Annotated in this window: 28 protein-coding genes; 15 read left to right on the top strand and 13 right to left on the bottom strand. The window is 72.2% G+C overall.

Annotated elements, in window-relative coordinates:
* Positions 1–28: 28 nt before the first annotated feature.
* Entirely contained in the window at positions 29–2002 is a 1974-nt protein-coding gene (gene thrS, locus EDD30_RS30545; protein WP_071805875.1) for a threonine--tRNA ligase, read from the bottom strand.
* 232 nt (positions 2003–2234) lie between these two features.
* Here thrS and EDD30_RS30540 point away from each other — a divergent pair, with 232 nt between their 5' ends.
* The 4 genes from EDD30_RS30540 to EDD30_RS39380 all read left to right on the top strand — a co-directional run bounded on the left by EDD30_RS30540 (position 2235) and on the right by EDD30_RS39380 (position 7121).
* Positions 2235–2924: a response regulator transcription factor gene (locus EDD30_RS30540; RefSeq protein ID WP_071805874.1), complete on the top strand. Its 690-nt coding sequence runs from the start codon at positions 2235–2237 to the stop codon at positions 2922–2924.
* Positions 2925–3028: 104 nt separating this feature from the next.
* The gene (locus tag EDD30_RS30535; protein ID WP_211277802.1) at positions 3029–4345 is read left to right on the top strand and encodes a sensor histidine kinase; all 1317 of its coding nucleotides are present in this window, start codon (positions 3029–3031) and stop codon (positions 4343–4345) included.
* A gap of 242 nt (positions 4346–4587) precedes the next feature.
* Positions 4588–6936, top strand: a complete 2349-nt coding sequence (locus EDD30_RS30530; RefSeq protein WP_244945459.1) for an RICIN domain-containing protein — start codon at positions 4588–4590, stop codon at positions 6934–6936.
* Between the two features lie 23 nt (positions 6937–6959).
* Complete coding sequence (locus EDD30_RS39380) at positions 6960–7121, top strand: hypothetical protein (RefSeq protein WP_170047377.1); 162 nt, start codon at positions 6960–6962, stop codon at positions 7119–7121.
* A 110-nt stretch (positions 7122–7231) separates the two neighbouring features.
* Here the strand turns inward: EDD30_RS39380 and EDD30_RS30525 are convergent, their stop codons facing one another.
* Positions 7232–8254 carry an adenosine deaminase gene (locus EDD30_RS30525; RefSeq protein WP_071806568.1) on the bottom strand — a complete coding sequence of 341 codons (1023 nt, stop codon included), beginning with the start codon at positions 8252–8254 and terminating at the stop codon, positions 7232–7234.
* The gene (locus EDD30_RS30520; protein WP_071806567.1) at positions 8251–9030 is read right to left on the bottom strand and encodes a trans-aconitate 2-methyltransferase; all 780 of its coding nucleotides are present in this window, start codon (positions 9028–9030) and stop codon (positions 8251–8253) included. The genes EDD30_RS30525 and EDD30_RS30520 overlap by 4 nt, the downstream gene beginning before the upstream one ends.
* 68 nt (positions 9031–9098) lie before the next feature.
* Between EDD30_RS30520 and EDD30_RS30515 the strand changes: the two genes are divergently transcribed.
* Positions 9099–10076 carry an aldo/keto reductase gene (locus EDD30_RS30515; protein WP_071806566.1) on the top strand — a complete coding sequence of 326 codons (978 nt, stop codon included), beginning with the start codon at positions 9099–9101 and terminating at the stop codon, positions 10074–10076.
* A gap of 40 nt (positions 10077–10116) precedes the next feature.
* Positions 10117–10359 (top strand): hypothetical protein, encoded by a 243-nt coding sequence (locus EDD30_RS30510; RefSeq protein WP_244945458.1) that lies wholly within the window; start codon positions 10117–10119, stop codon positions 10357–10359.
* 111 nt (positions 10360–10470) lie between these two features.
* On the opposite strand, the gene EDD30_RS30505 is transcribed toward EDD30_RS30510, so the two are convergent.
* The 8 genes from EDD30_RS30505 to EDD30_RS30470 form a co-directional block, all read right to left on the bottom strand.
* Positions 10471–10674 carry a cold-shock protein gene (locus tag EDD30_RS30505; RefSeq protein WP_011905669.1) on the bottom strand — a complete coding sequence of 68 codons (204 nt, stop codon included), beginning with the start codon at positions 10672–10674 and terminating at the stop codon, positions 10471–10473.
* 269 nt (positions 10675–10943) lie between these two features.
* Entirely contained in the window at positions 10944–11216 is a 273-nt protein-coding gene (locus tag EDD30_RS30500; protein WP_071806565.1) for a DUF4235 domain-containing protein, read from the bottom strand.
* Positions 11213–11650: a DUF3618 domain-containing protein gene (locus EDD30_RS42110; protein ID WP_071806564.1), complete on the bottom strand. Its 438-nt coding sequence runs from the start codon at positions 11648–11650 to the stop codon at positions 11213–11215. The genes EDD30_RS30500 and EDD30_RS42110 overlap by 4 nt, the downstream gene beginning before the upstream one ends.
* On the bottom strand, positions 11647–12084 hold the full coding sequence (locus EDD30_RS30490; protein ID WP_071806563.1) for a phage holin family protein: 438 nt from the start codon (positions 12082–12084) through the stop codon (positions 11647–11649). The genes EDD30_RS42110 and EDD30_RS30490 overlap by 4 nt, the downstream gene beginning before the upstream one ends.
* 80 nt (positions 12085–12164) lie before the next feature.
* On the bottom strand, positions 12165–13427 hold the full coding sequence (locus EDD30_RS30485) for a mechanosensitive ion channel family protein (protein ID WP_071806562.1): 1263 nt from the start codon (positions 13425–13427) through the stop codon (positions 12165–12167).
* Between the two features lie 93 nt (positions 13428–13520).
* Positions 13521–14342 carry a DUF1206 domain-containing protein gene (locus EDD30_RS30480; protein ID WP_071806561.1) on the bottom strand — a complete coding sequence of 274 codons (822 nt, stop codon included), beginning with the start codon at positions 14340–14342 and terminating at the stop codon, positions 13521–13523.
* Positions 14343–14402: 60 nt separating this feature from the next.
* Positions 14403–14726, bottom strand: coding sequence for a hypothetical protein (locus EDD30_RS30475; protein WP_071806560.1), 324 nt, complete (start codon positions 14724–14726; stop codon positions 14403–14405).
* Positions 14727–14947: 221 nt separating this feature from the next.
* A complete protein-coding gene (locus EDD30_RS30470; RefSeq protein WP_123678592.1) occupies positions 14948–16522 on the bottom strand; it encodes a glycoside hydrolase family 3 protein in 1575 nt (524 codons plus the stop codon).
* A 225-nt stretch (positions 16523–16747) separates the two neighbouring features.
* Here EDD30_RS30470 and EDD30_RS30465 point away from each other — a divergent pair, with 225 nt between their 5' ends.
* The 4 genes from EDD30_RS30465 (at position 16748) to EDD30_RS30450 (ending at position 20335) form a co-directional block, all read left to right on the top strand.
* Positions 16748–17698, top strand: coding sequence for a TIGR03557 family F420-dependent LLM class oxidoreductase (locus tag EDD30_RS30465; RefSeq protein WP_071807607.1), 951 nt, complete (start codon positions 16748–16750; stop codon positions 17696–17698).
* Positions 17699–17737: 39 nt separating this feature from the next.
* Positions 17738–19384: a RecQ family ATP-dependent DNA helicase gene (locus EDD30_RS30460; RefSeq protein WP_071807606.1), complete on the top strand. Its 1647-nt coding sequence runs from the start codon at positions 17738–17740 to the stop codon at positions 19382–19384.
* A gap of 8 nt (positions 19385–19392) precedes the next feature.
* Complete coding sequence (locus tag EDD30_RS30455) at positions 19393–19896, top strand: hypothetical protein (protein ID WP_071807605.1); 504 nt, start codon at positions 19393–19395, stop codon at positions 19894–19896.
* A gap of 202 nt (positions 19897–20098) precedes the next feature.
* Complete coding sequence (locus tag EDD30_RS30450) at positions 20099–20335, top strand: TetR family transcriptional regulator C-terminal domain-containing protein (protein WP_071807604.1); 237 nt, start codon at positions 20099–20101, stop codon at positions 20333–20335.
* Here the strand turns inward: EDD30_RS30450 and EDD30_RS30445 are convergent.
* Complete coding sequence (locus tag EDD30_RS30445; RefSeq protein ID WP_071807603.1) at positions 20332–21531, bottom strand: glycosyltransferase; 1200 nt, start codon at positions 21529–21531, stop codon at positions 20332–20334. The genes EDD30_RS30450 and EDD30_RS30445 overlap by 4 nt on opposite strands.
* A gap of 119 nt (positions 21532–21650) precedes the next feature.
* Here EDD30_RS30445 and EDD30_RS30440 point away from each other — a divergent pair, with 119 nt between their 5' ends.
* Both EDD30_RS30440 and EDD30_RS30435 read left to right on the top strand, forming a co-directional pair.
* Positions 21651–22097 (top strand): SRPBCC family protein, encoded by a 447-nt coding sequence (locus EDD30_RS30440; protein ID WP_071807608.1) that lies wholly within the window; start codon positions 21651–21653, stop codon positions 22095–22097.
* Positions 22094–23098 carry an SDR family oxidoreductase gene (locus EDD30_RS30435; protein WP_071807602.1) on the top strand — a complete coding sequence of 335 codons (1005 nt, stop codon included), beginning with the start codon at positions 22094–22096 and terminating at the stop codon, positions 23096–23098. The genes EDD30_RS30440 and EDD30_RS30435 overlap by 4 nt, the downstream gene beginning before the upstream one ends.
* On the opposite strand, the gene EDD30_RS30430 is transcribed toward EDD30_RS30435, so the two are convergent.
* Positions 23099–24727: a phytoene desaturase family protein gene (locus tag EDD30_RS30430; RefSeq protein ID WP_071807601.1), complete on the bottom strand. Its 1629-nt coding sequence runs from the start codon at positions 24725–24727 to the stop codon at positions 23099–23101.
* Positions 24728–24775: 48 nt separating this feature from the next.
* On the opposite strand from EDD30_RS30430, the gene EDD30_RS30425 reads away from it, so the two are divergent.
* The 3 genes from EDD30_RS30425 to EDD30_RS30415 all read left to right on the top strand — a co-directional run bounded on the left by EDD30_RS30425 (position 24776) and on the right by EDD30_RS30415 (position 26596).
* Positions 24776–25756 (top strand): YihY/virulence factor BrkB family protein, encoded by a 981-nt coding sequence (locus EDD30_RS30425; protein ID WP_071807600.1) that lies wholly within the window; start codon positions 24776–24778, stop codon positions 25754–25756.
* 58 nt (positions 25757–25814) lie between these two features.
* Positions 25815–26279: an SRPBCC family protein gene (locus tag EDD30_RS30420; RefSeq protein WP_071807599.1), complete on the top strand. Its 465-nt coding sequence runs from the start codon at positions 25815–25817 to the stop codon at positions 26277–26279.
* A gap of 101 nt (positions 26280–26380) precedes the next feature.
* Positions 26381–26596, top strand: a complete 216-nt coding sequence (locus tag EDD30_RS30415) for a hypothetical protein (RefSeq protein ID WP_071807598.1) — start codon at positions 26381–26383, stop codon at positions 26594–26596.
* The last annotated feature ends 2 nt before the right edge of the window (positions 26597–26598 follow it).

The raw sequence follows: 26598 nt of genomic DNA, 5'->3' as shown, positions 1-26598 counted from the left end.
GCTCACCCGCCCACCCTAATGCCGGCCCTCAGGCCGCGGAGGGTCCGGTGTTGACCCGGGAGCGCACCACCTCGGCCACGTGGGCGACCGCCTCGTCCAGCGCCATTCCGTTGCGCTGCGAGCCGTCGCGGTAGCGGAAGGAGACCGTGCCGGCCTGGACGTCGTCGTCGCCGGCGATGGCCATGAAGGGGATCTTCTGCTGCTGGGCGGTGCGGATCTTCTTCTGCATCCGGTCGGTCGAGTGGTCGACCTCGGCCCGGATGCCCTCCTTGCGCAGGCGCGCGACGAACTCTTCGAGGTAGCCCGCGTGGTCGTCGCGGATCGGGATGCCGACCACCTGCACCGGGGCCAGCCAGGCCGGGAAGGCGCCCGCGTAGTGCTCGACCAGCACGCCGAAGAACCGCTCGATCGAGCCGAACTTCGCTGAGTGGATCATCACCGGCTCCTGGCGGGAGCCGTCGGCCGCCTGGTACTCCAGGCCGAAGCGGGCCGGCTGGTTGAAGTCGTACTGGATGGTCGACATCTGCCAAGTACGGCCGATCGCGTCCTTCGCCTGCACGCTGATCTTCGGGCCGTAGAACGCGGCGCCGCCCGGGTCGAGCACCAGGTCGAGCCCGGACTCCACCGCGACGTCCTCGAGCACCTTGGTGGCGACTTCCCACTGCTCGTCCGAGCCGATGAACTTGTCGCTCTTCGGGTCGCGGGTGGACAGCTCCAGGTAGTAGTCGTCCAGGCCGAAATCGCGCAGCAGCGACAGCACGAAGTTCAGCAGGTGCTTGATCTCGGCGGGGGCGTCCTCGGCGGTGACGTACGAGTGCGAGTCGTCCTGGGTCAGGCCCCGCACCCGGGTCAGGCCGTGGACCACGCCGGACTTCTCGTAGCGGTAGACCGAGCCGAACTCGAACAGCCGCATCGGCAGCTCACGGTATGACCGCCCGCGCGACCTGAAGATCAGGTTGTGCATCGGGCAGTTCATCGCCTTGAGGTAGTAGTCGGCGCCCTCCATGTGCATCGGAGGGAACATCGTGTCCGCGTAGTACGGCAGGTGGCCCGAGGTGTGGAAGAGGTTCTCCTTGGAGATGTGCGGGGTGCCGACGTACTGGAACCCCTCCTCGATGTGCCGCGCCCGGACGTAGTCCTCCATCTCCCGCTTGATCACGCCACCCTTGGGGTGGAAGACCACCAGGCCGCTGCCGATCTCGTCGGGGAAGGAGAAGAGGTCCAGCTCGGTGCCGAGCTTGCGGTGGTCGCGGCGCTCGGCCTCGGCGAGCCGGTTCAGGTACGCCTTCAGCTCGTCGCGGCTCGGCCAGGCGGTCCCGTAGATCCGCTGGAGCTGCGGGTTCTTCTCACTGCCCCGCCAGTATGCGGCGGCGGAGCGCATCAGCTTGAACGCCGGGATCATCCGGGTGCTGGGCAGGTGCGGGCCGCGGCACAGGTCGCCCCAGACCCGCTCCCCGTCCTTGCCGACGTTGTCGTAGTGGGTCAGCTCGCCGGCGCCGACCGCCGCGGCTTCGGCGTCCACGTCGCCCTTGATGTCGACGAGCTCCAGCTTGTACGGCTCGTTCTTCAGCTCCGCCTTGGCCTCGTCGAGCGAGCCGTACTCGCGCCGCCGGAAGGTCTGCCCGGCCTTGACGATCTCCTGCATGCGCTTCTCGAGCTTGGTCAGGTCGTCGGGCTGGAACGGCTTCTGGACGTCGAAGTCGTAGTAGAACCCGTCCCGGATCGGCGGCCCGATGCCCAGCTTGGCCTCCGGGAACACGTCCTGCACGGCCTGGGCGAGCACGTGCGCGGCCGAGTGGCGCAGCACGTCGAGCCCGTCCGGCGAGTCGATGGGCACCGCCTCGACGTCGGTGTCCCGCGCCGGCGTCCAGTCGAGGTCGCGCAGGCGCCCGTCGGACTCACGCACCACGACGATCGCCTTGGGACCGGACTGCGGGAGGCCGGCGGCGGCCACCGCGTCGGCCGCCGTCGTCCCCGCCGGTACGACCAGAGCTGCGGACACGGTGGTTCTCCTTCAGTTGACGAGCGATTCGCCCCCGATGCTAGTAGGTCCGTTTCCTCACCCTGACGCGACGCGGCCACCCGATCCGCCGGTCCCGGGGCCGGTGCCGGGAAAGAGTGCCGACGACACGGGTGAACCCTTCCGACCGCTCTATTCAGTCACTCTTCGTATTCGAGCAGCACCGCTCAATGACGAATTCGGATCCCCTTGCCAAGGGCAGTACCTTCTTCGCATGGCCACGGTGTTGCTCGTCGAGGACGACCACGTCGTGCGCGGTGCGATGCTCCGGTCGCTGGCCGACCGGGGGCACGCCGTGCACGCCGTCGGGACGGCCCTCGACGCCCTGCGCCGGGTGGCCTCGGAGACCCCCGACCTGGTGGTGCTCGACCTCGGCCTGCCCGACCTCGACGGCTCGGACGCGCTGCGGATGCTGCGCGGCATCACCGACGTGCCGATCATCATCGCGACTGCCCGCGACGACGAGCAGACCGTCGTGAAGCTGCTGCGGGCCGGCGCCGACGACTACATGGTCAAGCCGTTCACCGGCGCCCACCTCGACGCGCGGATCACCACGGTGCTGCGCCGCGTCGGCCGGGCCAGCCGGACCGCGCAGCCCGCCGTGCACGAGGTCGGCGAGCTGCGGGTCGACGTCGGTGAGCGCAGTGCCACCCTGGCCGACCAGCAACTGGCCCTGACCCGTAAGGAATTCGACCTGCTGGCCTACCTGGCCGCACGCCCGGGCCGGGTGGTCTCCCGTCGTGAGCTGTTGGAGGAGGTATGGCGACAGCCGTCAGTCGGCGAGGACCAGACGATCGACGTGCATCTGTACTGGCTACGTCGGAAACTGGGCGAGTCCGCGGCGAAACCTCGCTACCTGCGCACCGTGCGGGGAGTCGGATTCAGGTTGGTGGCCCCGGACTAAGGGCCCGGCTGGCCTGTGTCACCGCCGCCACCACCGCCGTCGCTACCCTCGCCTTCCTCGTCCCCCTGGGCTGGGAGCTGCGCACGAACCACCGCGACGGCGCCATGGCCGAGGCCGAGCGGCGCAGCGCCGCCGTCGCCGGTGCGGTCGCGGCCGGCGCCGGCAGGAAGGGCGTCGATGCGGCCGTCAAGGCGGCCGGCGGCGGGGTCGTCCTGCACGCCCCCGGCACCACGCAGAACAGCCGCGTCCCGGCGGAGGATCTCGTCGCGGCCGGCCGCGGCACCGCACCCACCGAGATCGAGGTGGACGGAGGCGTCGTTCGGTTACAGCCTGTGACGGTCGGTGGCAAGACGTCGGTCGTCGAGGCCTTCGTGAGCGACACCGAGCTGGCCGAGGGCACCGCCCGCGACTGGTGGATCCTGCTCGGCATCATGCTCGGGCTGATCATCGGTGCGGTGATCGTCGTGGACCGGCTGGCCCGGGGCGCCGTCGCCTCGGTGCGCAACCTCGTGCACGCCGCGATGGCGGTGGGCGGCGGCGACCTGGGCGTCCGCATCCACCCGTCCGGGCCTCGCGAGCTCGCCGAGGCCGGCTACGCCTTCAACCGCATGGCCGACCGCCTGGTCACCTCGCGCACCAGCGAGCGGGAGCTGGTCGCCGACCTGTCCCACCGGCTGCGCACGCCGCTGACCGTCCTGCGCCTGGACGCCGAGGCGCTCGACCCCGACGACACCCACATCGGCGAGTTCTCCGCCGCCGAGCTGGACCGCCGGCGCGGCATCCGGCGCATCCGGCAGGCGATCGTCACCCTCGAAGGCGAGGTCGACCAGCTCATCAACACCACCCGGGCCGCGGTCGCCGCGCAGGTCGCCGACGCGCCCGAGGAGGGGTTGTCCGACGCCGCCGAGGTGGTCCGCGACCGCATGGTCTTCTGGTCCGCCCTGGCCGGCGACCAGAACCGGCAGTATCGCGTGGTGGGCGCCCAGCTTCGCATCCCGGTGCCGGTGGCGCGCGCGGAGCTCGCGGCGGCGTTGGACGCGGTGCTCGGCAACGTCTTTCGCTACACCCCGCAGGGCACGGCGTTCGAGGTGAGCCTCTCCCGCCGCGACGGCTGGGTGGCGCTGCGGATCGACGACGCCGGCCCGGGCATCGACGACCCGGAGAAGGCCATGCAGCGCGGCCAGAGCGAGCAGGGCTCGACCGGCCTGGGCCTGGACATCGCCCGGCGGGCCGCGCAGGCCGCCGGGGGCTCGGTCAGCCTGGCCCGGGCCGCGATGGGCGGCGCCAGCGTGGTGATGCTGCTCGCCGACGCGGAGGCCCCGCCGAAGCAGGCGAGTCGGTTCGGGCTGGTGGGCCGCCTGGCCCGTGAGCGCGATCCGGGGAAGCGCAAACGGCCGCTCCAGCGTACGGATGATGCATGAAACGGCCCGGGCGGAAGCGCCCCGAGCAATTACCCCGGATGGTCGAAGTATTGCTTAGATCTGTATTAAGGGCGTTCCCCTGGCGCGGCCGGGCTGGCACGCTCAACGGCGATCCCATCCGGCTTCCCGGTGCCGAACCCACACCACGTCCCCAGTGGCGGGACCGGCGAAGCCCCCTCGCGGTGGGAGGTGGTCACCCCATAACCCCCTCCCACCGCGCTCCCGAAGCACGAGGAGAAGGTTTGTCCGCCCACCGACGGCCTGCGAATCGTGGGGAGGCTCCGCAGCGGCGGCGCTCAGCCCGCGACCGCGGCCGGCGGCACACGACCCCGGCCGCGCACCGGCTGCTGCCCGTGCTGCTCGGCATCACCGTGCTCGTCATCGGCGGCGTGATCGGCCCCAGCGTCGTCGACGGCCGGTGGGGTTCCGGGGCGAAGGACCGCGAGCGCATCACGTACGCGTCGCTGCCGGACGACGACCCGGGCCGGGGCCTGGTCTACGACGGCCTGGTGCCCGCCGGCAAGGATTCGCTCTGCGCGGGCACGTACGAGCTCGACGCCGAGACCTGCACCCACGGTCCGGACCCGGCGCCCGCCGGGCTGGAGGTCGGCAACGACGTCACCCCGGTGACAGGCAAGGTTCCCGAGCCCGCCGAGCCGCGTCGCGAGGCCGCGTCGGTGCCGCCGGACGCGGAGATCGTGCGCGACGAGGGCGGCACATCGCTCGCGCCGGGTGCGCCCGCGCTGATCCCGGACGCCGCACCGGGCCAGGCCGACTTCGTCATGGGCGCGCACGACGTGGCGTGCGAGGGCGACGGGCGTACGGGCAACCGCATCCAGGCGCTCTACCTGCACGAGTTCGGCACGCCGAGCCGCTACTCCGGCTACCTCGGCTCGATCCGGAACTGGGCGGCCGGCGTCGACCAGATCTTCGACGCCAGCGCGGCCGAGACCGGCGGTTCGCGGCACATCAGGTACGTGACCACGCCGCAGTGCCGCGTCGACGTCGCTGAAGTGCAGTTGCCCGAGGGAGCGCTCGCCTCCTTCACGAGCACCATCGCGGCGCTGCAGACCCTCGGCTACGACCGCAACGACCGCAAATACCTGATCTTCGCGGACGCGAACGTGTACTGCGGCATCGGCACGTTCGTCGCCGACAACCGGCCGGGGCTCGGCAACCGCAACAACGGCGGGCCGTCATACGGGCGGGTCGACGCCGGCTGCTGGAGCTCGGCGGTCGCGGCGATCGAGACGACCCACATGCTCGGCGCGCTGCTGCGCGACTCCCCCAACTCGACCGGCGCAGGTAGCTGCACCGACGACCACGACCCGCTGTGCTACCCGGACCGCTCCGGCGAACAGCTTCGACCGGTGTGCCCGAAGAAGCAGGAGATTCGCCTCGACTGCGGGCACGACGACTACTTCAGCACCGACCCCCGCCCGGACAGCTACCTGGCGAAGAACTGGAACGTGGCGCAGAGCGAGTTCCTGCTGCGCAGCGACGGCGGGGACGAGCCACCGGGCGCACCGAACGCCGCCGGAGCGTCCGCCACGGCGCCCCCGGGCGCCACGAGCCCGACACCGGGCGCCACCGGGGGCGGCGAGGCCAACGGCGGCACCACCGGAAACGGCAAGACCGGCGGCGGCACCACCGGGAACGGCGGGACCAACGGCGGCACCACCGGAAACGGCAAGACCGGCGGCGGCACCACCGGGAACGGCGGGACCAACGGCGGCACCACCGGCGCCGGCAAGGCCGCTAACGACGGCGCCACCGGAAACGGCCGAACCGGCGGCGGCACCACCGGGGGCGGCGAGGCCGACGGCGGCGGCGACGCCCCGGGCGGACCGGCCGGACCCCCGGCCGGCGGGCCCGTGACCGAGCCGGTCGCCCACGCCGCGGGCCAGGCCGGCCGGCAGGCCGCCGTGCAGGCCGTGCTCGAGGTCCGCGAGTCGACGAGCACCTCGGTCCGGCTCATCTGGAGCGAGGCGGCCCCGAGGTCGGAGTACGAGGTGGACGTCGACGGCAAGACCATCGCCAGGACCACGGCGACCCGCGCCCGGCTGATCGGGCTGCGGCCGGACCGCAAGTACCAGGTCACCATCCGCAGCACGGCCGGATACGCCGCCCGGGCGCTCGCCCAGTCGGCGCCCGCGGGCCGACCCGCGGCCAACTCCTGGTTCGTGCTGAAGAACTCGCTGACCGGCGGCGCGGCCGACCTCTACGCGGCCCGCACCGCGAACGGCACGCCGCTGACGCTGGGCAGCGCGGACGGCGGTTCCCAGCAGCAGTGGAAGCTCGTCCCGGCCGGGAACGACAGCTTCTCGCTGCAGTCGCGGGCGACCGGAAAGTGCGTGGTGCCGCTCGGCGGCAACCCGGTGGCCGGGGCGCCGCTGGTGCAGGGCGACTGCGCCGCGGCCGGCAGCGAGCGGTGGAAGCTCTTCGCCACCGACCACGGCTTCAGCCTGCGGACCAGCGGCGGCGACCTGACCGCCGGGGTGGGCGAGCAGCGCTTCGGCACGGCCCGGCTGCTCGTGCTGCAGCGCCCGGAGCAGGCCCGGCACCAGAGTTGGACGGCGGTGCCCGGCTGAGGTCCGGGCGAGGGAGAGAGACGATGCTCGACACGGACGTACGCACCGGACCGGAGACCGACGAGGACGACCGGAACCCGTTCTTCCACCGGCGGAGGGTCGTGCGGGTGGTAGCGATCCTGACGATCGGGATCGTCGCCGTCCTGGCGATCTGGCAGGACCCGCTCTACGCCCACCGCCCCTGACCACTCACCCCGGCCGGCGCGGACCAGGGCCCGCCACAGGCCGACGCAGACGCCGGTCGACGCGGACGCCGGTCGACGCGAAACGCCCGCCGACGCGGACGCGGGCGGCGTCAGGCGTGGCCGGCGGCGTAGTCGCCGATCTCGGTGAGCAGCCGCTCCTTGCCCGCGTGGGGCAGGAACGACGCGGTGACGGCGGCCCGGGCGAGGTCCGCCACGCCGGCCGCGTCGAGGCCGAGCAGGTGCGCCGCGACGGCGTACTCCTCCTCGAGCGTGGTGCCGAACATCGGCGGGTCGTCCGAGTTGATGGTGACGGTCACCCCGGCGGCGACCAGCGCCGGGAGTGGATGCTCCTCGATCGACGTCACGGCCCGGGTCCGCACGTTCGACGTCGGACACACCTCGAGCGGGATCCGGTGATCCGCCAGATGGGCCATGAGCTGGGGGTCCTGCGCGGCGGTGATGCCGTGGCCGATCCGCTCCGCGCCCAGGTCGCGCAGCGCGTCCCAGATCGTGCCCGGCCCGGTGGTCTCCCCCGCGTGCGGGACGCTGTGCAGCCCGGCCGCGCGGGCCTTGTCGAAGTACGGCTTGAACGGCGGCCGTGGTACGCCGATCTCCGGACCGCCGAGGCCGAAGCTGATCAGCCCGTCCGGCCGCTCCTCCAGCGCGATGCGCAGCGTCTCCTCGGCGGCGGGCAGCCCGGCTTCGCCCGGGATGTCGAAGCACCAGCGCAGCTCGATGCCGAAGTCGCGGGCCGCGCCCGCGCGGGCGTCCTCGATGGCCGTGCAGAACGCCGGCGCCGGAATGCCGCGGTTCACGTGCGAGTACGGCGTGACGGTGAGCTCGGCGTACCGGACCTGCTGGCGGGCGAGCTCCCGGGCGACCTCGTAGGTGAGCGTCCGGACGTCCTCGTCGTCGCGGATCAGGTCGACGACGCTGAGGTAGACCTCGATGAAGTGCGCGAAGTCGCGGAAGGCGAAGTAGTCGGCCAGCGCGGCCGGGTCGGCCGGGACCGGCGAGTTGCCCTCGTGCCGGGCTGCCAGCTCGGCGACGATGCGTGGCGAGGCCGAGCCGACGTGGTGCACGTGCAGCTCGGCCTTGGGCAGGCCGGCGATGAACGAGGCCAGCTCGGTCACTTTTCCTCCTGGACGTGGGCCACGACGAAGATCCGGCGGAACGGGAACGCCACCATTCCGCTCCGGGTAGGGTAGACCGCTGCCAGCTTCGCACCGAGGGTGGCCCGGAAAGCGCGCCACGCCGTGCCGTCCAACGCCGCCTTGACGGGCCGCAGGGCGGTGCCTTCCATCCAGCGCAGCACCGGATGGTCGTCGCCGGCGGCGCTCAGCAGGTGTACGTACGTCGTCTCCCATGCGTCCACGCGCGCGCCCTCGGCGAGCAGACGGTTGGCGTATCCGGCGGCGTCGTCGACCGGGGCCTCGCGCACCAGGTCGCCGAGCACCGCCGCATACGGCCGGCTGCGGGCGACCTCCCGCAGCAGCCGGTGCGAGTGCGCGTCGAAGTTTCCCGGCACCTGCAGGGCGAGCCAGGCCCCCGGAGGCAGCGTCCGGATCCAACGGCTCAGCATCTCGCCGTGGCCGGGGACCCATTGCAACGCGGCGTTGGTGACCACCACGTCGGTGTCGGGATCGGGCCGCCACTGCGCCAGGTCGCCGAGGCGGAACTCGGCGCGCCCGCCGCGCGCACCCGCCGTCGCGATCATCTCCGCGGACGAGTCCAGCCCGGCGACGCGGGCCCGGGGCCACCGCTCGGCGAGGGTTTCGGTGAGCTCGCCGGTGCCGCAGCCGAGGTCGGCGACCGCGCGCGGGTGCTCCGCGCCGACGCGCGCCATCAGGTCGGCGAAGGGACGCGACCGCTCGTTGCCGAAGCGGTGGTAGGCGGCGGGATCCCACACGAGGCCTCCAAACAAACCGTACGTACGTCTTGTTTGCAGGGTATCACCGGCAGACTAGGCTCGCCGTCGTGGAGAAGCGCAGGTTCGGCCGCCTGGGGCGGGAAGTCGCGGTGATCGGTCTCGGCGCCTGGCAGCTCGGCGCCGAGTGGGGTGAGGTGAGCGAGGACGACGCGCACGCCACCCTCCGCGCCGCCGTGGACGCCGGCGTGACCTTCCTGGACACCGCCGACGTGTACGGCGACGGCCGCAGCGAGCGGATCATCGGCAGCTTCCTGCGGGAAGCGCCGGGCCTGATGGTGGCCACCAAGATGGGCCGCCGGATGCCGCAGGAGCCGGAGAACTACACACTCGACAACTTCCGCGCCTGGACCGACCGTTCCCGCGCCAACCTCGGCGTCGACACCCTCGACCTGGTGCAGTTGCACTGCCCGCCGGCCGCGGTCCTGCACACGGAGGCGGTCTACGACGCCCTCGACACCCTGGTGCAGGAGAAGCGCATCGCGGCGTGGGGCGTCAGCGTCGAGACGACCGACGAGGCCCTCGCGGCGATCGCTCGGCCCGGCACCGCGAGCGTGCAGATCATCCTGAACGCCCTGCGGCTCAAGCCGCTCGAACGGGTCCTGCCGGCGGCACAGCAGGCGGGCGTCGGCATCATCGCCCGGGTCCCGCTGGCCTCCGGACTGCTCTCGGGCCGGTACGACGAGCACACCACGTTCGGTGCGGACGATCACCGCACTTACAACCGCCACGGCGAGGCCTTCGACGTGGGTGAGACCTTCTCCGGCGTCGACTTCGGCACCGGACTTGCGGCGGTGCGCCGGCTGCGGCCGTACGTGCCGGAGGGGATGACGATGGCCCAGTTCGCACTGCGCTGGATTGTGGACCACCCGGCGGTGACCGTGGTGATTCCGGGCGCCCGCAACGCCGGGCAGGCCCGCGGCAACGCCGCGGTGGCCGGCCTGCCCGCCCTGCCGCCCGAGGCACACGCGGCGGTCGGCGCGGTCTACGACGAGCTGATCCGGGCCCAGGTCCATGGCCGCTGGTGAGCAGGGGCAGCCAGGGCAGGGCCCGGCTGCGGAGGACGGCGTGCCGATGAAGGGCTGGCTCTGGCTGACCGGAGGCCTGCTCGCGCTCGTGCTGGGCGTCCTCTGGACGGCACAGGGCCTGGACCTGGTGCACGACAGCGTGCTGAGCGGCGTGACCGCCATGGCCGTGGCGGGCCCGGTGGTGGCGGTGGCGGGGGTGGCCCTGATGGTGACGGGGGTCCGGGTCCGCGCCCGGTTCAAGCAACAGCTTGCCGCTCAGCAGGACCACCGCGCGGAATCCTGACAGGCCATAAAGAAGTCAGCCCCGCGACCTGTCACCAGGACGCGGGGCCTCCCTGCTAGAGCCGATCTCCGCCAGGCGATCGGCTGCCGGCCGACGGCCGGCTGGTTGGTCTCAGAGGGGGCGAACTTGCTCCGCCTGCGGGCCCTTCTGACCCTGGGCGATCTCGAACTCGACCCGCTGGTTCTCTTCCAGAGTGCGGTAGCCGCTCGTCTGGATGGCCGAGAAGTGGACGAACACGTCAGCACCCCCGCCGTCGACGGTGATGAAGCCGAAGCCCTTGTCTGCGTTGAACCACTTCACGGTTCCTTGCGCCATGCTGAACTCTCCTTCTGAAAATGCCGGCCCGGTGATGCGGGGCCGATGGTCGTTTTCGAGCAGCGGCGCCGCGAACGGCCTTTCAGAAGGAGCGGTCTCCTGCAGAAGACCTACCACCTGAACCACTTACACAAAAACTGGCCACACTGTACCCGAAGAACGGCCCCGAAAGCTTCCCCTTGGCCGAATCCCATCGACTCCCGGGGCAAGGGAAAAGGCCCTCGGCAGTCGCCGAGGGCCTTGACGGTTATCGATACAGAGGGCGCCGATCAGTCCGGCCAGGTGCCGGTAATCTTGCGGACGCCCGTCGCCCCACCGCGGTCGACGAGGGCCTTCACCGTCGCGAAGATCGCACCCTGGAGCGCCGCCGCGGCGATGATCTCGCCCCAGCCGCGATCCTCGTCGGTGGCGTTCGGTGCGTCGTCGCCGCCGGAGGCCAGTTTCCAGATCTCCTTGAAGAGGAATCCGGCCACGGCGCCGGCGCCGATGCCCAGCAACAGGCCCACCGGCTTGTACGCGACCTTCTGCAGCTTGCCGCTCACCGGCGCCTCCCCCGCACGATCAGGATGATGCCCACCAGCGCCACTCCGGCCGCGACCACCGCCGCGAACGGGACGGGGTTGCGCTTCACCTGCTCGCGGGCCTCCTGCGCCTTGTCCAGCGCGCCGGTCTCGCGGACCATGTCGATGGCGGGGGCGATCTTGTCCTCGGCCTGTGAGGTGGCCGCGCGGACCTTGCCGGAGGCCGCCGCCGCGGCGGTCGCCGCCGCACCGCGCACCTTCTCGGTCGCCTCGTGCACCTGGGCCTTCGCCTTGGCCTTGGTGATCTCGACCTGCTCCTTCGCGCGCGCCTTCACGTCCGCCTTCGCGGCAAGGGCCTGGACGGTCTCGCCCAGCTCCGCGCGGGTCTGCTTGATCTCCGCACGAAGTGCGTCCACGTCGGGCTTGGTCCCCGACCCACCGTTCTTGTCGCTCATGCCCGGCTCCTAGCGTTCTTGATCGCGTGCTTGACCTCGTCGACGTCCGCCTTCGCGCTCTCGATGGCGGACTTCGGCTCCGGAGGAACCGCCTGGGACACCTGCCTCTTGCCGAGCAGCGCCAGCACGCCGGCCGAGGCAAACAGCACCACGGTGACGATCAGGGCGGCGAGCCACAGCGGCAGGAAGAGGTCCAGCACGATGATCAGCGTGGCGAGGAGCGCGCCGACGCCGTACAGGGCGAGCACGCCGCCCCCGCCGAACAGACCCACACCGATGCCGGCGTGCTTGCCTTTCTCCGCGAGCTCCGCCTTGGCGAGTGCGATCTCGTCCCGGACGAGGCGGGAGATCTGCTCGCTCGCCTTCTGGACCAGTTCCGAGGTGGACTGGTCGGTCCCCGGACGGGCCGGGCTACCGTTCAGGACATCGGCCATGGTGTCCTCCTTTCCCTGCACGCTGTATGCCCTGCACGACCCGGAATCAATCCTCGTGTCGCAGACGTGGTCAGCAGCGGTCACCGCGAGGGCGTGACCACCACCGGAAGTTCCGGTTCCGAGGTCGGTTCCGCGGCCCCGGAAATCTTCTCGTCCGGCCCGGAAAAAGCCGCAGCCCTTTCGTCGCCGTCGCCCGTGCCGCTGAAGACCCGGGCGTCGTCGACGGCCTCATCGTCTCCACGCCGGTCGAGGCCGCCGCGGCGACCCCTGGCCGGGCTCGCGGCCGCGTTGCCGTCGAGCGCCGACCCGGCGTACCCATGATCCATGCCCACGTCGGTCCTTGTCCGCGGAAGGGAGTCACGGCGGTGCGCGAAGACCCAGGTCACCAGTCGCTCCCGCACCAGGCAGCGCAGGTCCCACAGTGACCCCGCGTCGTGCGCGCTCACCAGCGCCCGCAGTCGGATCATGCCGCCGACCGCCTCCGTCACCTGGAGTACGCAGACCCGGCCGTCCCACAGCTCGGTGCCCTCGCACACGGCCCGCAGCTCGGCGCGCAACGACTCGACGGGCGCCGACCAGTCGACGTCGATCTCGGCGGTGCCCAGCACGGCGGATCCCGTGCGGGTCCAGTTCTGGAACGGCTTGGTGGTGAAGTACGAGGTGGGCAGGATGAGCCGCCGGTCGTCCCAGATCTGCACGGCGACGTACGTCAGCGTGAGATCCTCGATGCGGCCCCACTCCCCCTCGACCACCACGACGTCGTCGATCCGCACGGCGTCGCTGAAGGCGAGTTGGAGCCCGGCGAAGACGTTGCCGAGCGTGCTCTGCGCGGCCAGCGCGGCGATCACCGAGATGAGGCCGGCGGAGGCGAGCACGCTGGCGCCGAGCGCCCGTACGCCGGGGAAGGTCATCAGCACGACGCCGAGGGTGATCACCACGATCGCGGCCACGGTGACCCGGCGCAGCATCTGCACCTGGGTCTTGAGCCGGCGAGCCTTCATGTTGTCCGGGACGTCGATCCGCCACTTGGCGAGCGCGACGTCCTCGAGGACGAGCAGCAGCGCGCCGATCAGCCAGGCGACGGCGGCGATCACCAGGATCACCAGGGTGTGCAGGACGCCGCCGCGGCCCGGGAACTCCCCCGCGAAGCCGCGAACGGCCACCTGCACGGCGAAGACCGTGACGGTGGCCAGGAACGGACGGTGCGCGGTGGTCGTCAGGTCGCAGAGCAAGGACGAACGGCGGCCGAGGCGCTGAAGGACCAGGTGCAGCGACTCGACGATCACGATCGCGGTCCCGGCCGCCACGACGACGGCGAGCAGGGCGCTCAGAAGGCTGGTCACGGTTCCCTCTCCTCACCAGGGTTCGTTGCCAGCGATCCAGCTTGCCCCGCCCGCGCCGGAAAAGAACCCTCGCCGGGGAAGGTCAGACCTTGATCACACCTTGCGGTACCGGACCTGGAAGAAGCAGTAGATGCCGAAGGCCCCGATGCCGAGGGCGATCAGTGCCAGGAGCCAGGGGCCGTACTCCTGACCGGCCAGGGTCTTGAGCGCGGCGTCCAGGCCGCGGGCCTTGCCCGCGTCGTAGGTGACGGCGGCGGCCACGATCAGGCCGCCGGCGATGCCGTACGCGACGCCCTTGCTGGAGTAGCCGGCGACGCCGAGTCGGCGTGTGGTCCTGTGCACCGTACCGCTCATCTGGTGGGTGTTCAGGTGCTTCTCGAACTTCTTCTTGACCCCGTAGATCACCAGGCCGACGCCGATGCCGACGACCACCACGCCGATGAGGCCGACGAGGAACCTGCCGCCGGTGTTGTCCATGAGGCTCGAGGCGCTCTGCTGCTGACTGTCCCCGGTGGAGGCGTTGGCGCCACGCAGGATCTTGATGCCCACCCAGGCGAAGTAGAGGTACAGGATCGTCCGGCAGCCCGAGAGCAAGCGCTCGGCCAGCGCCGTGCGGTCCCGCTCGCCGCTCTCCCCGATGGCCGCCTCGAGCGCCTGCCACAGGGCCAGGCTGATCATGCCGACCACGGTGACGACGACGAGCGTCCTGCCCATCGGCTGTTGGGCGAGCGTCTGCAGGGCGCCGGACTGGTCGCTCTCCCCGGCACGGTCGCCGAAGGCGAGCTGCAGCGCGATCCAGGCGAAGATCAGATGGATGAGCCCGTACGCGATGAAGCCACCGCGGGCGAGATATTCGAGCGGCTTACTGTCCGCCGCCCGGGAGGCTGTGGAGCGGACGTGCGAGGAGGCTGTCATGGCCGCTATGTGACCGGCGGCGGGTTTTCCCAAACCTGCCCCGGACCCGGCCGAGGTGTGTTAACGGGAGACCTGGAAACTCACCGAGTCGGCCTTGATGCTGTCCAGGGAGACCTGCAGACCGCCGACGTCGACCGCCTGCTGGCCCTTGGTGAGCTGGATCTGCTCCCCCGCCACCTCGAGGGTCACCGTGTTCTGGTCGGCGCTGACGAACTTCGCCTTGACGCCGAGCACCTCCGCGCTGGCGTCGACGGTGCGGTCGATCGTGACCGTGCACTGGTCGACCCCGCAGGAGACGTTGTCGCTGCTGCAACCGGTGAGCAGGGCCAGGCCGAAGGCGGCGGTGAACAGGGCGGCGAGCGGGCGAGCGGCGGTCTTCGTCACGTGATCGAGTCTACGGGGGCGGTGCCAGCCCGCGGATCCACCGGCCGCCGGAGGAGCGCGACGCGGGCCGGGACCGCCCGTGCCGCACACCCGGCCACCCGGTGCCGCACACCCGGCCACCCGGTGCCGCACACCCGGCCACCCGGTGCCGCACACCCGGCCACCCGATGCCGCGGGCCGCCCACCGGCCCGCGGCACCGGGGCCGCCCGGGCGCCCGCCGTTAGGCGGCGAGCGCCCGTTGGTGGCGGTCCGGGACGGCCGCGCCGGCGATGAGCTCGGCGGCGGCCTGGCCGCAGGCCCGGGTGGCGCCGTAGGTGGCGACGTGCATCCCCCCGCTGACCGCCACCGGGACGCCCATCTCCACGACGATCGCGTCCGGGCGTACGGCCAGCGTGCGCGCGAGCGCGTCGGCGATCCACGAGTGCCGGTGCGCGTCGCGGACCACGAGCACCAGCGGGCGTCCTCCGCTGCCGTCGAGGACCCGGGCGGCCGGATCGCTCGCCCCGGCCAGGTCGTCGGCGCCGAGCCGGACCGCGGTGGTGCCGGGCAGCAGCCGGCTCAGCGGTGCGCCGACCCCCCACGGCGTCTCGGCGCCGATCGCGATGTTGCGCGGCGGCGCGAACTCCACCACGTGCGGCGCGACGACCGGGAACGCCGGCGCGTCCCCGGTGGTGGTCACCTTGACCGCACGGCGGGCGGCGGCCTGGCCCACCGCCGAGCCGCCGATGACGGCGATGCCCGGGACCGCGGAGCCCGCCGCGTCGGCGACCGCGCGGGCGCCGATCGCCGTCTGCCGCTCCAGCGTCCAGGCGGCGAGCCGGCGGACCCGGGCCGCGGCATCGCGCAGCCGCTCCTCGGGCAGATCGCCGGCGCGGACGGCCGCCACGATCGCGTCGCGCAGGCGGACGGCCGTCCGCTCGTCGGCGTGGTCGCCGCCCACGCAGATGGCGTCGGCGCCGGCGGCGAGCGCGCGGACGGTGGCGCCCTCCAGCCCGTACGCCCGGCGCACGCCCTGCATCTCGATGCCGTCGGTGACGATCAGGCCCTCGAAGCCGAGCTCCTCGCGGAGCAGGCCGGTCAGGATGCGCCGGCTCAGGGTGGCGGGCAGCTCCGGGTCGTACGCGGGCACCAGCAGATGACCCGTCATGATCGACTGAACCCCGGCCGCGACGGCCGCCCGGAACGGCACCAGCTCGCACTCCCGCAGCCGGGCCCGGTCGTGACCGATGACCGGCACGTCGTGGTGCGAGTCGACGGCGGTGTCGCCGTGGCCGGGGAAGTGCTTCGCGCAGGCGGCGACCCCGGCGTCCTGCAGCCCACGGATCCAGGCCGCGCCGTGCCGGGCCACCAATTGCGGCTCGGCGCCGAACGCGCGTACCCCGATGATCGGGTTGTCGGGGTTGTTGTTGACGTCCGTGTCCGGCGCGTAGTCGAGGGTGATGCCCGCGTGCGCCAGCTCGAGTCCCAGGTCCCGGGCGACGGCCTCGGTGAGCTCGGGATCATCGACGGCACCCAGCCCGAGGTTGCCGGGGCGGGAGCTGCCCTGCCGCGACTCGAGCCGGGTGACGTCGCCCGCCTCCTCGTCGACGGCCACGATGACGTCGGGCCGCTCGGCGCGCAACTGGGCGGTCAGCGCCGCGACCTGCGCGCCGGACTCGACGTTGCGGGCGAAGAGCGCGACGCCGCCGAGCCCCTCCGCGAGCCGGCGGCGCACCCAGTCGGGCACCGTCGTGCCGACGAATCCGGGCTGCAACACCGTCGCGGCAAGTTCGGGCAGTTCGCCAGAAATCGGCATGAGTCCGTATACCTCCGGTGACGATCGACGGCCCTATGGTCGCCCACGTCCATGGATTCAGTCAACAAACCTTTCTATTAGACCCGGTAGGCTCCGCCCGTGTCTGGTGTCGACTGGTCCGAGGTGCACGCCGTGCGCCTGCTCGGCGTCGCCCTCGCGGCCCTGATCCTGCTCTGGGCCATCAAGCGAATGTTCGGCGGCAAGTAGCCGGGGTATCCGCCCCGCATGCGAATCGGATACTTCCTGTCCTGCGAGGAGTACACGCCCGCCGAGCTGATCGCCCAGGCCGAGGGCGCGGAACGGGCCGGCTTCTCGGCACTGTGGATTTCCGACCACTACCACCCCTGGGTCGACGCACAGGGGCAGAGCGCGTTCGTCTGGTCCTTGATCGGGGCGCTCAGCCAGGCCTCCCGCCTTCCCATCACCACCGCGGTGACCTGCCCGACCGTACGCATCCACCCGGCCGTCGTCGCCCAGGCCGCCGCGACCAGCGCGGTCCTGACTTCAGGGAGGTTCCGGCTCGGCGTGGGCACCGGCGAGGCGCTCAACGAACACATCTTCGGAGACGCCTGGCCGGAGACCGACGTACGCCTCGAGATGCTCGAGGAAGCCGTCGAGATCATGCGCAAGCTCTGGAAGGGCGGCGTGGTCTCCCACCGCGGCAAGCACTACACGGTCGAGAACGCCCGGATCTACACGCTGCCCGAGAAGCCGATCGAGATCCTGGTCTCCGGCTTCGGACCGAAGGCCGTCGACGTCGCCGCCCGCATCGGCGAGGGGTATATCAGTGTGATGCCCGACGGCGACCTGGTGCGGCGGTTCCGTTCGGCCGGCGGCGGGGACCGCACCTGCCAGGCCGGGTTCAAGGCGGCGTTCGCGGCCACCGAGGAGCAGGGCGCGCGGATCGCGTACGAGAAGTGGCCGAACGCCGGCGTGCCGGGCGAGCTCTCCCAGGTCCTGCCCTCCCCCCAGCACTTCGAGCAGGCCTCCCAGCTCGTCACCCCGGACATGGTCAGGGAAGCGTTCGTCTGCGGCAACGACCCGCAGGCCCACCTCGAAATGATCGACAAGTACGCCCAGGCCGGCTTCGACGAGATCTACGTCGCCAACTCCGGGCCGCACTGGCAGGGACTCTTCGACCTGTACGCCGACCACGTGCTGCCCAAGCTCTCGTAGCGTTTCGGTGTCGACGCCCCGGGGCACAATGGCCGCGCGATGAAGATCCCCGTCTACGGGCCGCGCCTGCGCAGGGCCGCCCGCAAGCACTTCGGCTGGCCCTCACTGCGCCCCGGCCAGCTCAAGCCCATGCGAGCCGTGCTGCGGCGCAAGGACGCCCTGGTCGTGCTCCCCACGGGCGCCGGCAAGTCGGCGATCTACCAGATCCCCGCGGTCCTGCTGCCCGGGCCGACGGTGGTGATCTCACCGCTGCTGGCCCTGCAGCAGGATCAGATCGCCGCCCTCAACGAGCGCGACGACCCCAGGGTCCGCGCGGTCCGGGTCAGCAGCGCGGAGACCCCGGCGCAACAGCGCGAGGCGATCCGCGAGATCCAGCAGGGCCGCGCGGAGTTTCTCTTCATCACCCCCGAGCAGCTCAGCGACCCGGAACGGATGGCGGAGGTACGCGCACTGCGCCCGGGCCTGGTGGCGGTCGACGAGGCGCACTGCATCTCGGCCTGGGGACACGACTTCCGCCCCGACTACCTGTCGCTGGGGCACCTCATCAAGGGCATCGGCCGCCCGCCGGTGCTGGCCCTGACCGCCACCGCCTCGCCGCCCGTGCGCGAGGACATCATCGAACGGCTGCACCTGCGCCGGCCCGAGGTCCACGTGTCCGGTCTGGACCGGCGCAACCTCTTCCTGGAGGTGGCCCACTGCCCGGACGAGGACTACCGGTGGCGGCGGCTCGCCGCGCTGCTCGACGAGGCACCGCGGCCCGGCATCGTCTACGTCGCCACCCGCCGCGCCGCCGAGGACCTCGCCGCGCGGCTCACCGACGCCGGATACGCCGCGGACTTCTACCACGGCGGCATGGCGGCCGGCGCCCGCCGGCAGCGGCACGAGGACTTCACCGAGGACCGGGTCGGCATCATGGTGGCCACGTCGGCGTTCGGCATGGGCATCGACAAGCCGAACATCCGCTGGGTCGCGCACGTCGCCCTGCCGGACTCGCCGGACAGCTACTTCCAGGAGATCGGCCGGATGGGCCGCGACGGCGAGCCCGGCCGGGCTCTGCTGCTCTGGCGCGCCGAGGACGAGGCCATCCAGCGATTCTTCGCCGGCGGCGCCCCGGACGTCACCGAGCTGCGCGAGCTGGCCGCCGCCCTGCGCGCCGGGCCGGCCACGAAGACCGCGCTGAAGGAGCGGACCGGGCTCGGCCCGCGCAAGCTCGGCCAGTTCCTCGGCCTGCTCGAGCAGGCCGGCGCCGCTACCGCCGGCCAGGGCAACAAGTGGACGGTGCCGGTCTTCGCCCCGCTGCCGGCCGCGGCGGCGGAGGCGGCGGTCGCGGCGTACGAGCGCCAGCAGGTCGTCCAGCGCTCACGCACCGACATGATGCGCGGCTTCGCCGAGTCCCGCGCCTGCCGCACCCAGACCCTGCTCGCCTACTTCGGCGAGGACGTGCGCAAACCCTGCGGCCACTGCGACAACTGCGTCGAGGGCGTCGCCGCCGACGTCGAGGAGGCCACCGGCGACGCACCGTTCGCGGTGCACAGCACCGTGCGGCACCCGGAGTGGGGCTCCGGCATGGTGATGGGCTACGAGGAAGATCGGGTGACGGTGCTCTTCGAGGAGGTCGGTTACAAGACCCTCTCCGTCCCCGTGATCGAAGAGCATGATCTTCTGGTCGCCGAGAAGAAGAAGTGAGGACATCCGTGACCGACGAACCGTTGTACGCGAAGTTCGGCTTCACCGACGCCGAGTGGGGGCTGCTCGTCGGCCTGCCGCAGTCGGTGCTGACCGCCGCGAGCGTGGCGACACACGACAGCGCCCGCAAGACCCGCCAGGAGACCGCGGCGGGGCTTGATGAGATCTCGGACGCCCGGGCCTCGGCGAGCCCGCTGGTGACCGCGGTCGCCGGCGCGGTGCTCGACGCGACCGGCGACCCGGACCGCGGCGAGGAGATGCCCGCCATCGAGCCCGCCGATCCGGTCGGCTACGCCCAGGACGTCGTGACCCGGGCGCGGGAGGCGGCGGCACTGCTGTCCGCCAAGGCCGCGCCGTCCGACGCGGAGACGTACAAGCACTGGCTGGTGGAGATCGCCGAGAGCGTGGTCGGGGCGGCCTCGACCGGCGGCGTGCTGGGACTCGGCGGCGACCAGGTCACCGACAGCGAGCGCGCCTTCCGCGACGAGCTGGCGAAGGCCCTGGCGAGCTGACGTTTCCGCCCGCCCGTCCGCTGACCCGTCCCGCGCCTCGCCTCGCCCGAGGCGGGGCGCGGTCTGTCAGGCCTCGCCGGTGCCGAGCACGCCGCGGTCTGTCAGGCCTCGCCGGTGCCGCACCCGCACCACCCCTCTCGTCGACCATCCGCTGGGCCGCGGCGAAGATCGGCGAGCCCGGGGTGGGCCGGCGTTCGCGGGCGTGTTCAGTGACGCCATCAACGATCCGGCCCTGCGCACGATCCTGTCCGGACGCCTGCAGAAGCCCTACCGGGCGGCGCTGGGAGCGGCGCTGGACGAGCCGGACGACCGGGTCCTGCTCCTCATCGACGTCGGCACCGGCACCCTGCTCCACCGGATGGGCATGACCGGCGAGCCGATGGTCGACGCCGACGTCGCCGTACTCGTCGAGATGGTGCGGCGCACCTTCGGCTCCTAGGCGACGGCCTCCGCCTCGTTGGTGCGGCGACCGGCGACCGCCGAGTAGACCGAACCGAGCTGCGACGCCACACGCTTCCAGGAGTACGCCTGGCGGGCCCGGTCCAGCGCCGCCGTCGCGTACGCGAAGCGCCTGACCTTGTCGTTGACCAGGCGCCGCAGGGCGCCGCCGAGCGCGCGCGGGTCGCGGGTCGGCACGAGATCGCCGGTGAGGCCGTCCACGACCGTCTCGTTGAGACCGCCGATGGCGGTGCCGACCACCGGGACGCCGCACGCCATCGCCTCGAGCGGGGCGAGCTCGAACTGCTCCTGCCAGGGCGCGGCGACGAACAGGTCGGCGGAGCGGTACCAGCGGGGCATGTCCGTGGCCCGGACGCCGCCGACGAGACGCACCCGGTCGGCGACCTGGCAGCGCTCGGCGATGGCCCGGAGCTTCTCGGCCTGCGGGTCGGCCGCGAGCTCACGTGCGGGCGGACCGCCCACGACGACGCACTCGGCGCCCGGCACGTACCGCATGGCCTCGATGACATCGCCGAAGCCCTTGCGTTCGACCAGGCGGCCGACGCTGAGGATGCGGGGGCGCTCGGGGTCCCGCTCGGCCGCCGGCCCGTCCGGGGTGAAGTGGTCGCTGTCGACGCCGCCCGGGACGACCGCCAGCCGCGAGCGGGGCACCCCGATGCGGATCAGCCCGCGCAGCTCGTCCTGGCTCTGGGCGACCACCCGGTCGACGGCCCGGCCCAGCGCGCGTTCGTAGCCCGTACGGGAGGCGCCGGGGCCGGGCTGCGCCCCGGTGGCTATCTCGTGGAAGGACTGGACGACCGGGACGCCGACCTGGCGCGAGGCCGTGATCGCCGCGAGGCCGCTGGTCCAGTAGTGCGCGTGCGCGACGTCGGGCAGCCAGTCGGTGTCCCGCCACTCGGTACGCAACCACTGCGCGAAGTCGGCCATGTGCCGCGGCAACTCGTTCTCGGGCAGCACCTGCGCCGGGCCGGCCGGCACGTGCAGCACGCGGACGCCGCCGGCGAGCGTGGCGATGGCGGGCAGGTCCGGATCGTCCCGCCGGGTGTAGACGCGAACGTCGTGGCCGAGCTCGGCCAGGGCCGCGGAAAGCTCGGCCACGTGCCGCTGCTGGGCGCCCGCCGGGGCGTCGCTCGCGGGCAGCGGGCTCGCCTGCTCGGAGATCATCGCGATGCGCAAGTCATCCTCCTGGCGGCAGCATCATTCCCGGAGAAGACCGGAGTCGAGGTGGCGGTACGCGGTGGGTCTTGCCCGTGGCCCAAAAGCGTAAACATCGCCTGGTGGGGTATGCCGGGCTCGTGGCTATCGTGCAGCGTATCGTCCCCGCCCGCCCGGATCAGGTGTTCGCCGTCCTCGCGGACGGCTGGACCTACAGTGACTGGGTCGTCGGCACGGTCCATATCCGCGACGTGGACGCCGGGTGGCCGGCTCCGGGGTCGCGGCTGCATCACAAGGCCGGCCCGTGGCCGCTCTCGCTGCACGAGAGCTCCGAGGTGCTGACCTGCGAGCCGGAGCGCGAGCTGACGATCCGCGCCGGTCTCTGGCCCCTGGGCGAGGCACACGTGCGGATCCTGCTCGACCCGGTGGAGGGCGGCCGGACCCGGATCACGATGGAGGAGACGTTCGGCGCCGGTCCGCTGCGATGGGTGCACACCAAGCTCAACGATCTGGTGCTGCATCGGCGCAACATCGAGTCGCTGCGGCGTCTGTGCGACATCGCCACGCGGGAGAAGAGCCGCCCGTGAGTCGGAACGTCGTGATCACCGGAGCCAGCGCCGGGGTCGGCCGCGCCGTGGCCGTGGCCTACGCCCGGCGCGGGGCCCGGGTGGCCCTGATCGCCCGCGGCCGGGCCGGCCTGGAGGGCGCTTCCCTGGAGGTCCGCGCCGCCGGAGCCGCCGACGTACGCACCTACCGGGCCGACGTGGCGGACGCGGCGGCGCTCCAGGACGCGGCCGACGACGTGGCGGCGGCCTGGGGCGGCATCGACGTGTGGGTCAACGACGCGATGGCGTCGGTCTTCGCGCCCGCCTGGGACATCAGCCCGGCCGAGTACCGCCGCGTCACCGAGGTCAACTACCTGGGTACGGTCCACGGCACGCTGGCTGCCCTGCGCCACATGCGCCCGGCCGGTCGCGGCGCCGTCGTGCAGATCGGCTCGGCGCTGGCGTACCGAGGGATTCCGTTGCAGGCGCCGTACTGCGCGTCGAAGCACGCGATCCAGGGCTTCAACGACTCCCTGCGCGCGGAGCTGCTGCACGACGGCGACCGGGTCAAGCTGTCGATGGTGCAGCTCCCTGCCGTGAACACCCCGCAGTTCTCCTGGGTACGCACCCGGCTGCCCCACCACCCGCAGCCGGTGCCCCCGATCTACCAGCCGGAGGTGGTGGCCCGCGCCGTGCTCTGGGTCGCCGACCGGGGCAAGCGCGAGATCAACGTGGGCGGCCCGACCCTGAAGACCCGCCTGGGCAACATCGTGGCGCCGGCGTTCCTGGACCGCCTGCTGTCCACGGACAAGCGCGGCTACCAGAGCCAGCAGACCGGCGAGCCGGTGGACCCGGCGACCTGGCAGGACAACGTCGACAAGCCGGTGGACGACGACCGTGACTTCGGGGCGCACGGCGTCTTCGACGCACAGAGCCGGTCGCGCTCGTTCGCGCTGTGGGCGACCATGCACAAGCCGCTGGTCACGGGGGTCGTGGGCGCGGGACTGGGCCTGGTCACGGCGGGGGTCCTGCGCCGCCGGTGACTAGGGGTAGACGACGGCGTGGGCGGCGTCGATCACGGCCCGGTAGGCCCGGCCGGTGAGGAAGCGGTGGCGGGTGAGCGCCGCGCGGGCCGCGTTGGCGCCCGGCGCACCGTGCACACCGCCGCCCGGATGGGCCGACGCGCTCGCCAGGAAGAGCCGGTCCACCGGCGTGTCCGCCCGGCCCAGGCCGGGGATCGGGCGCAGGAAGAGCTGCTGGAACGCCGCGGCCGTGCCGCCGCCGAGCGCGCCGCCGACCAGCGAGGGATTCTCGGCCTCCAGTTCGGCCGGGGAGAACACGTTGCGCCCGGCGACCATGCGCCCGAAGCCGGGTGCGTGCTCCTCGAGCACCGCCTCCATCCGGGCGACGTGCGCCTCGATCTCTTCGGCCTCCCAGCGGGCCCGGTGGGGCAGGTGGGTGTACGCCCACACCGACTCGGTCCCCTCCGGCGAGTGCGACGCGTCGGCCGTCGTCATCTGCCCCAGCAGCAGGAACGGGTGCGGCGGCATCGAGTCGGTGGCGAGGTGCGCCGAAAAGCGGGTCAGGCCGTCGAGGTCGGCGCCGAGATGCACCGTGCCCGCCCCGGCGGCGGCCGGGTTCTTCCACGGCACCTTGCCGTCGAGCGCCCAGTCGACCTTGACCGTGGCGCCGTCCCACCGGAAGAACGCGAGGTCCTCGACGAGCCGCGGCGGGAGCCAACGCTCGCCGACCAGATCCAGGTACAGCGCGGGGGCCGGGACGTCCGCGATCACCGCACGGCAGGCGCGCCAGTTGCGGCCGTCGGCGCTGCGTACGCCCATCGCCTTGCCCCCGCCGACCAGGACCCGCGACACGGGGGTCTCGTAGTCGATCCGGCCGCCGCGCTCCAGCAGGCGGTCCACCAGCGCACTGGTGATCCGCTGGGCGCCGCCGACCGGGACCGGCCAGCCGTACTGCTGGCCCAGCATGGCGAGCAGCCAGCCGTACACCCCTCCCCCGGCCTCCTCGGGCGACAGGTCGGTGTGCAGCGCGCAGCCGGCCAGGGCGAGCTGGGCGCCCTCCCCCCGGAACAGCTCGGTGCCGAGCTCGCGGACGGACAGCACCAGGCGCCGGGCCAGCCTCAGGGAGCCGCCGACGCGCAGCCGGCGGGCCAGCCCCAGGCCGGAACGCACCGGCGGGAACGGCGTGAAGAGCACCTTCAGCATGTCCGCGGAGACGTCGCACCAGTCGTCGTACGCCTGCTTCCAGCGCTCCCCGTCGCCCGCCGCGAACTGCTCCATCGACGCCATGCTCGTCGCGAGGTCTCGGTTGACGGTGGCGGCGCGGCCGTCGGGCAACAGGTGGGTCAGCACGTCGGGGGCGTGGGTCCATTCCAGGCCGTGCGCGCCGAGTTCCAGGCCGTGCAGGACCGGGGAGGCGAAGCCCAGCGGATAGAACGAGCTGAAGAGGTCGCTGAGATATCCGGGCGCGGTCACGTAGCCGGAGCGGACCGCGCCGCCGGGATGCGGGGTCGCCTCGAGGACCTGGACGTCCCATCCCGCGTCGGCGAGCAGGTTCGCCGCTACCAGGCCGTTGTGTCCCGCACCGATGACGATCGCGTCCGCTCGCTCCACGGGCGGGTCGTACCCCGCGCCGTTTGCGGCAAACCCCATTTGGGTAGTGATCAATGCGCATGCAGTGACGGATGGGAGCCGGATGCGATGACTGCCGCCACGACCCGGCCGACCGTACGGTCCCTGCCCCGCGGCATCCGCCAACTGCGCTGGTCGACCTGGCGGGGCGTGCTGTGGCGCAGCGCCAACGGCTACCTCGACGACGAGTGCGCCGACCTGGCCGCCGCCCTCACCTACAACGCCGTGCTGGCGGTCTTCCCGGTCGCGATCGTCGTGGTCGCCCTGGTCAACCTCGTGACCGACGGGCGTACGGCGGTGAGCACCATCCTCGGCATCCTGGAGGACCTCGGCGCCGGCTCGGTCGTCGGCAACGACAACTTCCGGGCGGTCCTGGACGCGGTCATCGTCGAGCAGGGTTCCCCGAAGACGCTGCTCGGCTTCGGCGTGCTCGGTGCGCTGTGGTCGGCATCCGCCTACGTGGGCGTGTTCACCCGGGCGTCGAACCGCATCTACGGGGTCAAGGAGGGACGCCCCGTGTGGAAGCTGCGGCCGCTGCAGATCCTCCTGAGCGCGGTCGCGCTGGTCCTCATGGCGGTGGTCGGCACCGGCCTGGTGATCAGCGGCCCGCTGGTCGACGCGGTGGGCAACGTCCTGCACGCCGACAGCACCGCCCGCACGGCCTGGTCGATCGGGCGCTGGCCGGTGCTGGTGATGATCCTGATGCTGCTGCTGTCCCTGCTGTTCTGGATCGCGCCCAACGTCCGGCAGCCGCGCTTTCGCTGGCTCACCCTCGGCGGCGCGGTGGCCCTGCTGGTGTGGGTCCTCGCCTCCTTCGGCTTCGGGCTGTACGTCGCCAACTTCGGCTCGTACGACGAGACGTACGGAAGCCTCGGCGCGATCATCGCCTTCCTGGTCTGGCTCTACCTGGCCAACTCCGCGCTGATGCTGGGCGTGGAGATCAACGCCGAGGTGCAGCGCGGACGGCATCTGCAGGCGGGCGAGACGGATCCGGACCCGCCGCTGCCGCCGAAGGAGCCCGCGGAGGACGAGCCGGACCGGACGGTTTAGCCGCCGGGGCGCCGGGCACGTTGAGCCCAGGCGGGAAAGCCATAAGGAGGGAAACACCGTGAGTACAGTCACCGAGTCCGTTGACGTCAACGTGCCGGTACGCACCGCGTACAACCAGTGGACCCAGTTCGAGGAGTTCCCCCGGTTCATGGGCGGCGTGACGGAGATCCGTCAGCTCGACGACACGACGACCCACTGGAAGACGAACATCGACGGGGTGAAGCGGGAGTTCGACGCCAAGATCACCGAGCAGCTTCCCGACGAGCGCGTGGCCTGGACCACGATCGAGGGCAGCAAGCAGGCCGGCGTCGTGACCTTCCACCGCCTGGACGAGACCCACACCCGGGTCACGTGCCAGATGGACTTCGAGCCCGACGGTGTGGTGGAGCAGGCCGGCGACAAGCTGGGCTTCCTCGACCGCCAGGTCAAGGGCGACATGAAGCGCTTCAAGGAGTACATCGAGGGCCGCGGCGGCGTCGAGACCGGGGCCTGGCGCGGCGAGGTGGACCGCCCGCAGCCGTAACCGTCACGGGGTTTGCATCGGTTTCCGCTGCGTGGCAGCTCAGCCGTTCGCGATCGAGGGCCGCCGGGATTCCGGCGGCCTTTCGTGGGTACGCGGTAGGTATGACTGATCGCGAGAACGACGGCGTGTGGCGCGACGAGGACAAGCTCTCCACCCAGGCTCTCGGCGACGCCATGGCGAGCTGGGACACCGACGGGCAGGGCGACCCCACCGGCAACGACGCGGGCGAGGAACAAGCGTTCGGCCATGACGCGCAGGTGACCGACCCTGATCGCGAGGTTCGGCCGAGCACCACGGGACGCACCGGTCCGCACTGACA

The organism is Couchioplanes caeruleus, assembly GCF_003751945.1.
In the GTDB taxonomy this organism is placed as follows: Bacteria; Actinomycetota; Actinomycetes; order Mycobacteriales; family Micromonosporaceae; genus Actinoplanes; species Actinoplanes caeruleus.
This window is presented reverse-complemented; position numbering and strand designations above follow the sequence as displayed.

Bases quoted from the DNA above. Each gene is read 5' to 3' on its own strand.
- EDD30_RS30540 (WP_071805874.1), top strand. From the start codon at position 2,235: ATGGCCACGGTGTTGCTCGTCGAGGACGACCACGTCGTGCGCGGTGCG.
- EDD30_RS30535 (WP_211277802.1), top strand. From the start codon at position 3,029: ATGGCCGAGGCCGAGCGGCGCAGCGCCGCCGTCGCCGGTGCGGTCGCG.
- EDD30_RS39380 (WP_170047377.1), top strand. From the start codon at position 6,960: ATGCTCGACACGGACGTACGCACCGGACCGGAGACCGACGAGGACGAC.
- EDD30_RS30505 (WP_011905669.1), bottom strand. From the start codon at position 10,674: ATGGCGCAAGGAACCGTGAAGTGGTTCAACGCAGACAAGGGCTTCGGC.
- EDD30_RS42110 (WP_071806564.1), bottom strand. From the start codon at position 11,650: ATGAGCGACAAGAACGGTGGGTCGGGGACCAAGCCCGACGTGGACGCA.
- EDD30_RS30490 (WP_071806563.1), bottom strand. From the start codon at position 12,084: ATGGCCGATGTCCTGAACGGTAGCCCGGCCCGTCCGGGGACCGACCAG.
- EDD30_RS30480 (WP_071806561.1), bottom strand. From the start codon at position 14,342: ATGACAGCCTCCTCGCACGTCCGCTCCACAGCCTCCCGGGCGGCGGAC.
- EDD30_RS30470 (WP_123678592.1), bottom strand. From the start codon at position 16,522: ATGCCGATTTCTGGCGAACTGCCCGAACTTGCCGCGACGGTGTTGCAG.
- EDD30_RS30465 (WP_071807607.1), top strand. From the start codon at position 16,748: ATGCGAATCGGATACTTCCTGTCCTGCGAGGAGTACACGCCCGCCGAG.
- EDD30_RS30460 (WP_071807606.1), top strand. From the start codon at position 17,738: ATGAAGATCCCCGTCTACGGGCCGCGCCTGCGCAGGGCCGCCCGCAAG.
- EDD30_RS30430 (WP_071807601.1), bottom strand. From the start codon at position 24,727: ATGGGGTTTGCCGCAAACGGCGCGGGGTACGACCCGCCCGTGGAGCGA.
- EDD30_RS30425 (WP_071807600.1), top strand. From the start codon at position 24,776: ATGACTGCCGCCACGACCCGGCCGACCGTACGGTCCCTGCCCCGCGGC.
- EDD30_RS30415 (WP_071807598.1), top strand. From the start codon at position 26,381: ATGACTGATCGCGAGAACGACGGCGTGTGGCGCGACGAGGACAAGCTC.